Origin of the sequence: Helicobacter enhydrae (genome assembly GCF_001693335.1) — a bacterium.
Taxonomy (GTDB): Bacteria; Campylobacterota; Campylobacteria; order Campylobacterales; family Helicobacteraceae; genus Helicobacter_G; species Helicobacter_G enhydrae.
The window spans coordinates 705,336-719,391 of the sequence record NZ_CP016503.1; the positions used below are offsets into that span (position 1 = coordinate 705,336).

Consider the following 14,056-nt stretch of genomic DNA (forward strand, 5'->3'; position numbering starts at 1 on the left):
ACAAGCACTTCAAAAGTGTGTGATTAAAGGTCCAAAATGAAAAAGTTTTTATTAATTTTAGCTTTAAGCAATGCCTTATTTTCTCTTAATCAAAAGATTAAAAGTTTGCAGGCAGACTTTGAACAAACCATTCAAGACAATCAAATCATCTATCAAGGCAAAATGTATATCCAAAGCTCCAATCTAGCCAAATGGGAATATCTCACCCCTCTCAAAAAGGAGATTTATATCATTCAAGATACACTGATTTCTTATGAGCCAAACCTCTCTCAAGTCACCTTCACCCCAATCAAACAACAGCTTGATTTTCTCTCCATCATTCAACACGCCAAGCAAGATCCCCAAAACCCCAACCTCTACTTCTCAACAATCAATCAAACCCTCTATCGTCTGCACACTAGCGAGGGGATTCCCACCACACTACAATATCAAGATACGCTCGGTAATGAAGTATTGATTAAGCTCAAAAATGTCAAAATCAACCCAACATTTCCCAAAAATTTCTTTGATTTTACACCTCCAAAGGGAGTAGATGTGATTAAAGAGTGAAGTTTTAGATAAGATGATGTTTTGATTTTATAAATGATAAGAGGTGTATTTTGCAATATAGTAATCTTTTGTTGAGCTTGTCAGCTCCGCTTGTTGTGATTTTGATGGTTTTATGGACCAAAAAAATCATTCCTTCGCTATTGGTGGGGATTGTTTTGGGTGGAGCTATCATCCATCGTGGTGATTTTTGGGAAATTTTGGGATACATTTATCACAAGTTTTCATCGGTTTTTTACACCTTTGGTGAGCAAGGGTTTGAGCTAAATTGGGAAAAGCTTTATATTTTTTTGTTTTTGATCTTTTTGGGCATCTTGTCAGAGATGATTATCCGGTCTGGGGGGATTGGTGCTTTTGTGCAATGGGCAAGAGGCAAAATCAAAGATACGCGTAGTTCAGAAATCGTAGTCTTCATCGCTGGGGTGATTATTTTTATCGATGATTATTTCAATGCCCTCACGGTGGGACAGATCACCCAACCATTCAATCATCTCAATTATTCTAGCAAGGAGCGATTTGCCTATATCGTAGATAGCACTTCTGCTCCGATATGCATCATCATCCCTTTCTCTAGCTGGGGTGCTTATATCGTTGGACTACTCTCTGAGAGCCTACCACCAAACACTTCTGGAGCATTGCTTGTTCTACTAGAATGCACTCTTAGCAATTTCTATGCTTGGTTTGCCTTGCTTGGCGTGATCCTCACAATTTGGTGGCAAATCAACCTCCCCGTAATGCAAAAAAACTTCAATGTCGGTTCAGCCTCCGCCTCACAACATCAAGAGGAAATCCCATCAGGCTCTATCTCAATGCTTTTTGTCCCAATACTAGTTTTGATCGTGTCTATCATTTTTATGATTTTTTACACAGGTTGCAAATCAAGTCAATCAAGTGAAATACTCAAAATACTCGATGCCACAGACACTTATTATTCCCTCTTTGTTGGTGGAATCGTTGCACTTGCAGTTGCTTTTGTGATGTCGTTGAGAATCAAAAATCTCAACTATGCCCAAATCTGTTTGAGAGGCGTTAAATCAATGTGCCCTGCGATTGTTATTTTGATTTTTGCTGCTGTGATTGGCTCAGTGATCAAAGATCTCAAAACAGGAGAGCAACTTGCATTTGTCGCAAAAGAGTTCCTAAGCCAAGAGAGCCTCAAGCTTCTCCCTATCTTTTTGTTTTGTATCTCTGCTTTTATCGCTTTTGCGACAGGGACAAGCTGGGGGTGCTTTGCGATTATGATTCCTATTGCGATTGAGTTTTCGCTTCAAGGTGGCACAAATAGCATTTTTGCGATTTCTGCGGTGTTGGCTGGTGCGGTGTATGGGGATCATACTTCACCAATGTCAGATACGACTATCCTATCCTCTGTCGGCACAGGATGCTCTCTACAAAGCCACTTCATCACGCAACTCCCTTATGCTGGGATCTCTGCGGGATGTGCTTTGCTAGGATTTATGATGCTAAGCTTCACCCAAAGTGTGGCACTTGCATTTTTGGGCAGTGGCATTGTGTTTCTAGGGATCTTCTATGCACTCAAGCAAAGATTCTCTCAAGATTTAGGCAATATCAAAGCCTAGATCCAATCAACCCAACACAAAAGGCTAACAATGGACAATCGCATCTTTTTTCAAACGCGTGGAGATATAGACAACAAAAACACATCTTTTGAGGATGCCATTTTGCACCCACAGGCTGATTTTGGTGGGCTACACACTCTCAAAGATTTTGCCCCTCTTGCATTATCCTCACTTATCGATCTTGATTACAAAGAGCTTTGTTTTGCTATTTTTGAACATCTCCATTTGCAAACAGATTTTTTATCTCAAGCCATTCAACGCTATGAGACTTTCGACAACCCTACCAACCCTGCTCCGCTGACACATTTCTCACCGACTTTGCATATCCAAGAACTCTACCACGGACCCTCAAGAGCGTTCAAAGATATGGCACTCCAACCCTTAGCTTCATTGTTTGGCTCCATCACCCCAAAAGAACGCTATCTGATTCTCACTGCAACAAGTGGGGACACAGGTCCTGCGACACTAGAAAGCTTCAAGGGGATGGACAATATCAATGTCGTATGTTTCTACCCTCATCTTGGCACAAGCGATGTCCAAAGACTGCAAATGACGACACAAAACGCCTCCAATCTCAAAGTTTTGCCTATCTATGGAGATTTTGACACAGCACAAAACATTCTCAAAACCCTGCTCAATGATACGGAGTTTGTCGCAATGCTCAAGGAGCAACATATCGCCGTTTCGGCGGCTAACTCTGTCAATTTTGGGCGTATTGCGTTTCAAATCATTTATCACATTTGGGGTTATTTGCAACTATGCAAACAACGACACATCGAGCTTAGCGATGAGATTTATAGTGTCATTCCTAGTGGAAACTTCGGCAATGCACTAGGGGCGTTTTATGCCAAAATGATGGGGGTGCCATTCCGCAAAATCATCATCGCAAGTAACACCAACAACATCCTCACAGAGTGGATTACAACAGGAATCTATGACATTTCTAGCAAATCACTCTTGCAAACCCATTCTCCCGCTATGGATATTCTCAAAAGCTCCAACACAGAACGCGTTCTCTTCGCACTATATGGAGAGCGACGCACCAAAGACTTGATGCAACAACTTGACAAGGACAAAAAATACCAGCTCACTCCATCAGAATTGAGCCAACTGCGAATGTATTTTGATGCGTTCTACTGCGATGACACAGAATGTCTAGAAACCATCAAAGAATATGCACAATCCCATCACATCATCGATCCGCACACGGCAGTGGCACTTTTTTGTGCCAAAAAACTCCCCAAAGATTCTCAAACGCTTGTTTGCTCCACTGCAGAATGGAGCAAGTTTAGCCCGACTATTGCATTTGCGCTCACAGGTCAGCATCTCAGCGATCAAGAAGCGATTGCTTTTTTGCAAACAACATACAAACTCCCGCTCCACCACTCTATCGCCAAACTCTTTGAAGTGCAAGAGCGAGAGCCCACTCCACTCCAATCCCAAGAAGTCAAAGATGCGATTTGCCAATGGTTGCAAACCCGATAATCTCCTTCTGCACCCCTTGCCAAATGCCGCTAGATTTGGCTTTTTGATGCAAATTTCAACAAAATATGCAAAATCTATTGACTTTGGCAAACAAAAAAAATATAATTACACTTTTTTAACGAAATGACCCGTTAGCTCAGTCGGTAGAGCAACTCCCTTTTAAGGAGTGGGCCGTTGGTTCGAATCCAACACGGGTCACCATTATTTTTGGGTTTAATCAATTTGATAAGTGGCCCCTTCATCTAGCGGTTAGGATACCACCCTTTCACGGTGGCTACAGGGGTTCGAGTCCCCTAGGGGTCACCACTTTACTTCAAACAATTTGGTGATTTTTAGAATTTGGTCGCTTAGCTCAGTTGGTAGAGCGCCACCCTTACAAGGTGGATGCCATAGGTTCGAGTCCTATAGCGACCACCATATCATCTCCTCAGATTCTGGAGCGGTAGTTCAGCTGGTTAGAATACCTGCCTGTCACGCAGGGGGTCGCGGGTTCGAGCCCCGTCCGCTCCGCCATTACTTCAAACACTTTACGACCCTTTCATCTAGTGGCCAAGGATACTACCCTTTCCAGGTAGGAACAGAAGTTCGAATCTTCTAAGGGTCGCCACAAAACTCAAATCCGTCCAAAAAGGATTGATTGGCTAACCTCGCTCACTGCAAAACCTAAATGTCTTTAGAACTTTGCTTCAATCGAGTGTCGGAATATCTTTGTCCAATGCTGTTTGTCAGGGATTTTGGGCTTAACTTGATATGTTGAAATTAGTTTGTAAAACACAGATTTTGTGGTGATTCTAGAATCTCTTGGATTCTCTCTTTTGGGGGTTTGTTTTGCAAAAGCACATTTCCTAGTTTTTCAAACACGGCTTGGAGCTTTCTTTTTTAATCTTGGCTTGAGCGAAGCACCCTTTATGCAATTCTAGAATCCCCTAGGATCTCTCTTAAGGGGGTCAAGGGGAACTTAGGGCAGCGTTCCCCTTATCCCCCTTAACAACCCCCATAACCCCAGCATTGCATTAGCAAGGCTCGTTCAAGATTACATTGACTTGGAATCTTTTTTGGTTCTACAAGGTTGGTTTGGTTAGCGGTTTTCTTTGCCCTTATAACTTGGTGGGGTTTTTGTGTTTTTAGGAGTTTTTAAAAAATTGCAAAGAGATTCTAAAGATTCCAAGAATTGGTAAAGAAATACAAGAATCTAGAATCAAAGTTTTTCAAAAAGATTTCAAAGATTCTAAGAATCTAGATTCAAATCAATAAACAAGAATCAAACTCAAAACACCAAAGAATCAAAACAAAGTCAAAGTAATGTGGGTAACACACAAAAAGCGGGCAGGGGTTTGGGGGATTTTAAGGGGGATAAGGGGGGTGCCTCGCAATAAACCCCCTTGTCCCCCTTATAGAAAAAAGCAAAGTGAGATTTAATTACCAAGAAGTGTGCTTCTGTAAAAATGACCCAAAAAGAAAGCTTCAAGCCAACTTTGAATCACCTCAAATCCGTGCTTCACTCAAACTAAGATTCAACAACCAAAGAATCACCAAAGGGTATAGAGCCTCTCAAGCCAACTCCAAAAAGAAGTCTTAGAGATTCTAGAATCACTCAAAAGTGTGCTTGTGCAAAAGCAAGAATCAAAAAGAGAGGTAGCAAACAGCGTTTTGCAAAACCGCACTTTTGGCGATTCTAGAATCCTTTGGGTTCTACAAGGTTAGTTTGGTCAGCGGTTTGCCGTGATTGTATGAAATAGTGAGGGTTTTTGAAGTTTTGGTTTTGTATAATCACATTTGTGTTGGAGAAGGACGCTTCCTTGTGAAAGGAGGTGGTAAGTATGGATTTAGTATTCCAACTTATAAAGCTTCTGCTAGCTTTGGTCGAGCTAGTGGAAGCCATCCTTGAGCTAATCGCTCATTAACAAATAAAACAAGAGGCATTATACTCAATCTAGCCAAAGTTTTAGTTAATCTTCAGCACAGCAAAAACTATACAAGGAAGTAAGTCCATAAATGGAGGCTAGATTGGGTGGAGTTTATCTCCTGCCTCTCCTTGTAAGTTTATCCCACACAATACAATTTCACAACAAGACAAGAATCTAGATTCAAATCAAAAGCGATACAAACAATCAAAGCAAATGCTAGAGAGAGTGGTTGCCTATCAACTTGCAAGAGCCTCACCCCCTCCCCCTCTCCAAACTCACGCTCTGCCTGAAGTCTATGGATTTAATCCTTGAGACTCCAAGTATCAAGGATAAACTTCTCTAGTTTCCTATATCGCCTCCCAATAGAATCTTTATCCCAGCGTCCATCACTGGCAAAATCGTTGATTTCTTTGTGTTGTTGCATAGGAGAGTTATTGTAGCTATCTAGCTTGTCTTTGAAGGGCTTATTGCCAATCACCACATTGTGTGCTTGGTCTATCAGCATGAGATTGCCTATGTAGTGCAAATAGCGTTCCTTGAATTCTTGATCATATTCACAATACCCACTCGCTTGTCCCCCTTGCTTATTTTCTGTTTGTGGGGCAATATGCTCAATCTGTGGATTTTTGATTTGATCCAATGTGAATCCATATCCTTTTGTTTTTGTATTTTGTGTGAGCAAAGAGTTTTCATAACGCATAAAAATATATGGGGCGATTCTACCCAATGAATATTCCTTTGGTCTGATTGCATCAGAGATAGCACGATTACCCCAATATCCACTACAAATCTCTTTGATACCCTCCTCAAGCTTTTCTACACTAGTGAAATTTTTCAGCACTTGATTAAGCCTTGATGCCAAGTCAGCTCTTGTCTTGACAAGCTTATCTCTAAAAGCAATCACCTCAAGGGCTTTGAATACCCTCTCTAGCTTTGCTGTATCATTTCTAAAAAGTGTATAAGCTTTGATGACAAAGGGATAGATTTCCCACACCTTCAAATCAATCAAATAGTCTTTATACTCGCTTTTTAGGTTTTCAAATGTTTTGAAATCCATAAAGGCATCTTTGAGCTCTTTGACATAACTATCAATCCAATCAAGCTTTTCTGCGTCCTCAATTTTTTTGAGTTTGCTTTTGTAGCTCAAAGTATCATCATTTTCTCTATATCCAAAACCATATTTTGCCATATTGAAATATTGCAAAATCGCATCTTCATCCAATATCCTGATGTCATTTAAAACCCTATAGATTTCCTTAAAAATCTCTGCCACTCTTTTGAGCCTATATTCAGCACCCTCTTTGTCGGCATAAGTATAGATTTGATATGCAAGATAGCTCTTGAGCTTTTCCATATTTGTTAGCTCTTTGCCACGATTGTTTTGCAATTCAAACATCAAAACAGAATCTTTTTTGTTTGCAAATACGATTTGAAGCATCTCTGCTTCTTCTAGGGCATCAAGTATTTTTGCAAGCCTTTCTGTCTTTTGTGCCTTGAGCTCTTTTGTGAAAAACTCTTTTGCCCCTTTGATACGCTTTTGTGATGGCGTTTGTGGCTTGTGTGTATTGTCATCATTACGGATAATCACATCATAGAAATAATCCCTATCATACTCCACAGCATTGAGTTTGGGCTTGTTTTGTTGGATCAAATACCACTCTTCTAGCCTTGCAGTCTCATTGTTTAAGACATTAATCAAAGCACGCATAAAAATCACAATTGTCGTAAGCCTTTGCTGTCCATCAATCACTTCAAATTTGCCATCTTCTGTTTTCTCTAGCAAAACATTGCCAAAGAAATAGTGGTTTTCCCCCTTAGTCGCTTCCTCCAAATCCTCCAAAAACACCTGCCATTGAGATTTTTCCCAAGAATACGCCCTCTGATACACGGGGATAGAAAACTCCTTCTCGCCTTCAAAAAACTCTTTGAGTGAATGTTTGTATGGTGTCATCATTGCTCCTTTGAATCATCGAAATTAAAAACTAAATTTTATCGTAGATTTTTTGATTGTCAAATGTCTAGCCCTCAAGCACTCATTACGATTGCACAAAGGCTCAAATGCACGCAATGCAATCGATGTTTAAAAAAATCTTTGAATATTGATGAGGAAAATTCTCTTAAGTTCTCTTGAACCAAAAAATAATACAATCCATCATCACGCCAAAAGGAGTCTGTATGAAAAAGCTCATCTGTTTATGCCTTGCATTGTGCTTGGGATTACAAGCCAAACCCAACACTCCGACTACCAACAAAGCCCCCACCAACCATCAAAAACCCTCCAATTTCACGACAAATATAGGAGTGGGGATAGAAAGCTATTATTACGAAGAGCCGGGGCTTATGAATGTCGGAGGCTCGATGCTCAATCTCAATGTCAATACAGAATTTAGGCAAAAGATGTTTAAATTTGAAAATGATTTTTATTTTGCCACACACATCGGTGCCAATCACTATGATGGCGGGATTGCATATAGCGACAATGCAGGTAATGTCATAGGGGTCAAAAAATACAACACGGATTCTACGGATTATTATGCTGGGATCGTGCCAAAACTCGGAGTGGCGTTTTTCAAGCAAGAACAAGAGGTGTTGTTTGTTTATGTGGGGTTGGGTTATCGTTTTTTATACAATCAAGTGATTGATCAGCCCGGCATTCAGGCTTCTTATAAACGCTATCAGGGCTATGTCTTTTTGCCTATTGGGGTGAGTGGGGAAATCCCAATTAGTGCAAACTTTGCTTTTATCGCCCTTGCAGAACATCGCTTCTTGTTATTCGGGCACAACACCACGCACCTCACAGATGTCGGATATGACAAAGATTTGTTTTTTACGCAGAAAAAGGGGGAGGGTGGGCGTTTTGCACTTGGAATGAAGTTCCCATTTAGCAAAGGGGCGATTAAAGTTTTGGCATATTATGACCATTGGGAGATTGCCAAATCTAATGTGCTTCAAGCCTACAAAAATGGCAGACCGGCAGGAGAGTTTATAGAACCTGCAAACTTTACAAGTGCGTTTGGTTTGACACTTTCTTGTGATTTTTAGGATTTGGCTTGAGGGATGTGGGGGCAAATGCCCATATAGCAAATTTGCAATGAGGGGGGGGGCACAAACGCACCCTCTGCTCACCTCGCTTCAGGATAGAGCGAGTCGTGCTAGTCGTGCGATTTTGTTCTGGCTACATCTCAAGTTTGACGCCAAAAACTCTTTTTAGCTCACTTGCACCCTCTAGTTTTATGAGCATATCACCTTTGGCAGTGAGTTTTTCAGCTCCAGATTCACCAAGGATCACCCTAGAGTTTTCTGCCTTAGCCACACGCAAGGCTATGCGACTTGCACTGCTGCGTAGATTACTGCTTAGATTTTTAGAATCAGGATTTTGCATACCAAGTATGAGATGGATCCCTGCTTGACGCACGATAAACATATTTTTGGCAAGTTTCTTTTCAATCTCTTTGTTATTCTCAACAATAAAATTTAGCTCTTCAACAAACACAACTCTATATGGCAAACCAAGAGATTCTATATCACTCACTTGAGAATCCCTCATCCTCTCGTTTCTTTCTTTCATCTCCTCTATCAAATCATCCAAAAATTGACATGCCTCTTCAGTCTCTATAATAAGTCTTATTTTGTCGCCAAAAGCTTGATAATCAATGCCACTTTTTGGATCTATCACTACAATTTCTGCTTTTTTGCTTTTCAAAAGAGAGGTTATGACGCTTTGCAAAAATATAGTTTTTCCACTACCTGTCATCCCTGCAACAATCAAATGAGGGGCTTTTACCAAATCAAAATAAAAGGGCTTTTTCTCTATGTCAAATCCTGCAAAAATAGGGAGGTTGCATTGCTTTGATTGCAAGGCACAAAGGGCATTTTCAATCTCTGCCTTGCTAGGATAATTCCACTCTCCCTCTTCTTTTTCTTCTTCGATATTGTATGTCCTTGCTAGTCCTTGAGCCTTGCAAGAAGTGATTTTTACACTAGGCAATCCTAAGATTTTATCAAGCAGTTTAGCCTGTGTTTCAAAGCTTTGCAATTTGCTAGAATCTTTTACCTCAACCTTACAGATTCTATGCCTATAAGAATCAAAAGTCCCTAGATGTGTAAGGGAAATATGATGTTTGGCATAATAGTCTTCTATCTTTTCAAAAAGTGCAGAATCTTGTGATTTTGTCGAATCAATGCGAGTTTCTACGCCTTGGGCTGTTTGCAAACTAAAGCCTAAATTGTCCTTGCACCATTGATAAAAACAATCATTGTTTTTCCAAGAATGATAAATCTCAAAAAGTCCTCTTTGGATATTTTTGCCAAGCAAAGCAATATAAGCCTTATCATCACTAAACAAATCCTCTTTCAAATATGGCTGAAATTTTTCTGTAAGCAATGCCCTATACAAAAGATCCATATCTTCATTTGCACCCTTATTTTTGCCTGTGAGTTGCCCCAAATGGTATTCTTTGCTTTTGCTTCCGCCCAATTGCCTCTCTGCCCAAAGATTTGAATCTAGTGGCTCAGTCTTTAGCCGCAAAGCCAAAGCTAGGGCTAAACGCAAAATCAGATATTTTGGAATATCGTTTTCAGATTCAAAGCCTAAGCCCTCTTTGATAACACGATAAATAAGATTTTCTTCTGTTTGGTTTGTATAAAAATCTGCCATATTTACTCCTAAAATAACTCACTAGCATCTTGCACGATTTTGATTTCAGCATGTCCCCTATCTCCACTATTATCAATCCTATAAAGCCCTGCGATATAGGGCTTGGCATACTCATATTCTTGCAAACCCATTTCGCCATTGTGTGGCAACACTATCACTTGAGAATTTTGAGCATAATAGTTTTGTATGATCCTTTTGCGATTGGCAGAATCAATTCTTGCAAGTGGGGTGTCAATAATAAGTGGTATTGTAGAATGTGATAACTGGCTTAGCGTCCAAAAGATAGCAATTGCTAGAATTTGCTTTTGTCCGCTACTTTGATTTGCGACACTGATTTCATTTCCATCAATATCCTTGAGCGTAATGTCAAAATTTGATCCCATCTCCACAGACATGATATTGTCATTGGGCAATAAAGTCTTATAGTTTTGCTCTATCCCTCTGCAAAGCTCATCTCTCAATGTGTCTATCAAGCGTTCTTTGTATTGTGTCACTACATCTTGAAGGCACTCTAGGATTCTGAGTTTTTTGCTAATGCGTTCGGTGTTGATCCTTGCATAAAGCAGAGTTTTTTCTTTTTCCAACTCTTCGATTTTATGTTTAAGCCCTAGTCTTTTCTCTAGTTCTGCTATATACTCTCCCTCTTTCTGTGCCAACTTCTCTTGATAATCTTTGATAACTTTCTCAATCTCCTCTTGTTTGCTTCTGTTGTCCTCATCAATATACAACTCATTGAGCGTATCCACGATAGCCTTTATCTCTTTTTTCAAATCATAGGCTTCATTTATGTCTTTGATGAGTGGCTTATCTCTTGTAAATGCAATAGCAGTTTCAATCGCTTGGATTTGATTATATGGGATATAAGATTTGGGGAGATTTTGGGTGATGATCATTTCTTTCATCTTGTGCAAGAAATCAAGAGTAAGCTTATGGACAAGTTCTCTTTGATCGCTTGCGACTCGTTTGTCGTTGGCTATAATTTCTTTCAAAATTTCATTTCCCGCTATTTCAACAATCTTATCAAAGCCCTCCACATCATCATTGAGCACGGATTGTTGCAAGGTTTGCATATAGGCTTGGAGTGATTGCGTAAGCTCATCATTAGCCACACTCACAATGTATTTTAAGCCCTCTTTGAGGCTGTCTTTTGTTTTGGCTAGGTTACTCTCTGTGTGATCTTTGTTGCTAATGAGTAGTTTTCTGTCATTGTCTGTGTTTGCAATAAGTGTGTTGAGTGTCGCTTGTTCGTTTTTGATATATTCTTGTAATTCTTGCATTTTTGCAGAGAGGGCGTTGATATGCCTTTCTGCAACTTCCAAATCCTGCTGGGCGTCATCTTGTTTTCTCGCATTGGACTCCAACTGCTCTTTGGTTCGCTCATTTTTCTCTTCATTTTCTATCAATTCTCTGCGGATTTTTCCCATGCGTTCAAGCAAGATTTCAAGTGGCGTAATCTGCAAAATCACTTCCATTTTTTCTTTCAATCCTGTGCGTATATTGTCTGAAATGCTTCCTATTTCTTCGCCATCAAAAAAGAAAAACTCCAAAAACAAAGGGGGCAACATCATTGATAGCTTATCTTGTGCGTCATTATTTTCATACGCGACACCATCAAGCTCCAATCTAAGATTCTCTTGCACCTCTCTTGTCAAAACATTGTCAAATCTTCTTTCTATATAGAATCTTTGTCCCTTGAAACTCCCCTCAAAAGCTACATAATACTCGCTTTGCCATTCATTCAATGCGTATTTATTCAAGATCCCATTGAAGTTTTGATCCCCAAGGATGAGTGTTTTTGGTGGCAATGTTTTTTCTTTATAAAATTGCGCAATCAAGCTTGGGGCTTTGCCCTCATTCAAACCTGTGCCAAGAAAAAGCAGTTTGGCACAACGGATAAAACTTGTTTTCCCAAAGCCATTGTTGCCATAAAGACAATAAAGTTTTTTGCTGTCGTGTTGCCTAAACACAACGCTTTTCTCCCCATAGTAAGCAAACAAATTGCAAATAGTAATCTTTTCTATAAACATTACTGCTCCTCTTTTGTGCTTTTGTCATCTATGAGTTTTTCAATCTCTTCTTTGATTTTTGCTGGTGCACTATTTACACCTCTGCGTCCGTGTGTATTGTAGATCTCAATACTTCTGTGCAATAAGGCTTTGACATCATCAAGCTCTACGCCATCATTGTTTGTCACAATCTCTTCTAATATTTCTTCATGCAAAATATTTTGCTTTTCATCTTTCATTGGCACTCCTTTATCAAATTGTCTTGCTATTTGCAATGCAGTATTTTCAAAATCAAAATCCCTGTCCCATTCCTTTTGTATCCCTAGAATCTGCTCAGAGCTGATAAGCTCTCCTACTCCACCAAGCCTTATATACTCTGCTTCTGCTTCCAAAAGCTTTCTTAGTATCTCTATGCGTGTTTTACTTAGAAATGGTCCAAGCCCTCCATTTTTATAGACTGCCCTACCATCTCTTTTGTAATCTGCTCTAGCATTCTTATCTTCTCGCAAAAGCTTTATATAATTTCTAAAATCATTGAGGGGTTTTAAATATGCTTCGCCTGTGTCTATAAAACCCTGCAAAGATTTATCCTCATTCACCACAGTGCAAACCCAACAGCCAAATCTACTCCCACCACAACTGCTTTGTGATAAATGCGTAACAAACTGACATTCATCACCACTTGCCTTCGCATAGAGTCTAAAAAGCTCACTATGATCTTTTTCCCACAAAGGTTTATGCGTGCTCAAATACGCCCATACATCATCAGTGCTCCATTTGCTAAGTGGTGCATAAGTCATTGTATTTGGGAAATCATCGTGTTTTGAAAAGCCTTGATTGTTTAAAATCCGCTTTTGCATAGATCTTTTTCTGTTTGTAGATTCTTGTTCTCTTGCCCCAAGCACAAGCAATGCAGAACCAAACTTTTGCACAATTCTTGCTACTTCCATTTTGCTTGGCGTGATTTTTAATCTATCAGTGCACCAGCGAAATGTCCTTGTTGGACTTGGATAACCTCTGCCAATAAGATTTACCCAAAAGTCATCTTGCAAACTTGGTGAAACTTGCAAAATCTCAAATGGAATCCCATTGTTTTTAGCATGAGTATTTATAGAATCTAGCACATTATGCAAAAATATATCAATATGTGGGGCTTCTACAAGTGTATTTGAAGCAATAGCATAGCTTTGTCTTTGTAAATGTTTTGGCAAACTTGCTAGCATTTCATAAAACAATTGCAAAATACAAGTGGAATCTTTGCCTCCACTAAAAGCAATAATCCACGCACGAGTCGTGCCTAAAAACTGCCTTTTTAGCTCATCTTTTGTTTGTGTGATAATGTCATTGAGATAGGTTGATTGTGGAGTTTGGCACAGGGTGTTTTCGACAAATACAAATCCAGAGTCATACAACTCCATCACCCCAGATGTTAAATAATACACCTCTTTAAAGGGATAATGCGAAGTTTGCAACAAAGGCATCGCAAACTTTGCCAAGTCTTTTGCGCCCTTGGCTGAAAAGCATAAAAATAAAAGTGGCTTATAAGTGGGGGGGGGGGGTGAAGATAAATCTTTTGAGTCAAAACAACGCTTGATAAATGTTGCAATAGAATCTTTTGTCGCCAAATTGATAGAATCCTGCAAATGTGCAACTTCATAGGCAACAGATGATCTTGTATCAATAATCATAAATTCAGTGTGTTGTTTTGCGAATGTATTGCTATCCAAAGCCATAATGTCCAAGATTATACCCCATAGACCAAATATCAAAAGGGGCATTATAACAAATTCCTTCGATGTGTTTTGCAGTGCGATTTGGAATCACTGATTCTAAATCACAATCTCTTTGATTGCAATCTCAAATCTCACCTCATCA

The 14,056-nt window shown here is 39.7% G+C and carries 8 protein-coding genes and 5 tRNA genes; 9 read left to right on the top strand and 4 right to left on the bottom strand.

Annotated features, from left to right (window positions below):
• Positions 1-36 precede the first annotated feature (36 nt).
• The 8 genes from lolA to BBW65_RS07860 all read left to right on the top strand — a co-directional run bounded on the left by lolA (position 37) and on the right by BBW65_RS07860 (position 4,218).
• A complete protein-coding gene (gene lolA / locus BBW65_RS03245) occupies positions 37-549 on the top strand; it encodes a LolA-like outer membrane lipoprotein chaperone (RefSeq protein WP_066339649.1) in 513 nt (170 codons plus the stop codon).
• Between the two features lie 50 nt (positions 550-599).
• On the top strand, positions 600-2,126 hold the full coding sequence (locus BBW65_RS03250; protein WP_233702105.1) for a Na+/H+ antiporter NhaC family protein: 1,527 nt from the start codon (positions 600-602) through the stop codon (positions 2,124-2,126).
• Positions 2,127-2,156: 30 nt separating this feature from the next.
• A complete protein-coding gene (gene thrC, locus BBW65_RS03255; protein ID WP_066339651.1) occupies positions 2,157-3,611 on the top strand; it encodes a threonine synthase in 1,455 nt (484 codons plus the stop codon).
• A 125-nt stretch (positions 3,612-3,736) separates the two neighbouring features.
• A tRNA-Lys gene (locus BBW65_RS03260) sits at positions 3,737-3,812 on the top strand.
• Positions 3,813-3,842: 30 nt separating this feature from the next.
• Positions 3,843-3,917, top strand: a tRNA-Glu gene (locus tag BBW65_RS03265).
• Between the two features lie 35 nt (positions 3,918-3,952).
• Positions 3,953-4,028, top strand: a tRNA-Val gene (locus tag BBW65_RS03270).
• 19 nt (positions 4,029-4,047) lie between these two features.
• Positions 4,048-4,124: transfer RNA gene (locus tag BBW65_RS03275), tRNA-Asp, on the top strand.
• An 18-nt stretch (positions 4,125-4,142) separates the two neighbouring features.
• Positions 4,143-4,218, top strand: a tRNA-Glu gene (locus BBW65_RS07860).
• A gap of 1,601 nt (positions 4,219-5,819) precedes the next feature.
• Here the strand turns inward: BBW65_RS07860 and BBW65_RS03280 are convergent.
• On the bottom strand, positions 5,820-7,469 hold the full coding sequence (locus tag BBW65_RS03280; protein WP_066339652.1) for a DUF262 domain-containing protein: 1,650 nt from the start codon (positions 7,467-7,469) through the stop codon (positions 5,820-5,822).
• Between the two features lie 224 nt (positions 7,470-7,693).
• Between BBW65_RS03280 and BBW65_RS03285 the strand changes: the two genes are divergently transcribed.
• Positions 7,694-8,560: a hypothetical protein gene (locus BBW65_RS03285; protein ID WP_066339653.1), complete on the top strand. Its 867-nt coding sequence runs from the start codon at positions 7,694-7,696 to the stop codon at positions 8,558-8,560.
• Positions 8,561-8,693: 133 nt separating this feature from the next.
• On the opposite strand, the gene BBW65_RS03295 is transcribed toward BBW65_RS03285, so the two are convergent.
• From BBW65_RS03295 to dndC, 3 genes are read right to left on the bottom strand one after another with little or no spacing between them, the layout of a single operon-like run.
• On the bottom strand, positions 8,694-10,175 hold the full coding sequence (locus BBW65_RS03295) for an FtsK/SpoIIIE domain-containing protein (RefSeq protein ID WP_066339658.1): 1,482 nt from the start codon (positions 10,173-10,175) through the stop codon (positions 8,694-8,696).
• A gap of 8 nt (positions 10,176-10,183) precedes the next feature.
• On the bottom strand, positions 10,184-12,202 hold the full coding sequence (locus BBW65_RS03300) for an AAA family ATPase (protein WP_066339664.1): 2,019 nt from the start codon (positions 12,200-12,202) through the stop codon (positions 10,184-10,186).
• Complete coding sequence (gene dndC, locus BBW65_RS03305) at positions 12,202-13,959, bottom strand: DNA phosphorothioation system sulfurtransferase DndC (protein WP_233702107.1); 1,758 nt, start codon at positions 13,957-13,959, stop codon at positions 12,202-12,204. Before dndC ends, BBW65_RS03300 begins: the two co-directional genes overlap by 1 nt.
• Between the last annotated feature and the right edge of the window lie 97 nt (positions 13,960-14,056).

Bases quoted from the DNA above. Each gene is read 5' to 3' on its own strand.
- lolA (WP_066339649.1), top strand. From the start codon at position 37: ATGAAAAAGTTTTTATTAATTTTAGCTTTAAGCAATGCCTTATTTTCT.
- thrC (WP_066339651.1), top strand. From the start codon at position 2,157: ATGGACAATCGCATCTTTTTTCAAACGCGTGGAGATATAGACAACAAA.
- BBW65_RS03280 (WP_066339652.1), bottom strand. From the start codon at position 7,469: ATGACACCATACAAACATTCACTCAAAGAGTTTTTTGAAGGCGAGAAG.
- BBW65_RS03285 (WP_066339653.1), top strand. From the start codon at position 7,694: ATGAAAAAGCTCATCTGTTTATGCCTTGCATTGTGCTTGGGATTACAA.
- BBW65_RS03295 (WP_066339658.1), bottom strand. From the start codon at position 10,175: ATGGCAGATTTTTATACAAACCAAACAGAAGAAAATCTTATTTATCGT.
- BBW65_RS03300 (WP_066339664.1), bottom strand. From the start codon at position 12,202: ATGTTTATAGAAAAGATTACTATTTGCAATTTGTTTGCTTACTATGGG.
- dndC (WP_233702107.1), bottom strand. From the start codon at position 13,959: ATGCCCCTTTTGATATTTGGTCTATGGGGTATAATCTTGGACATTATG.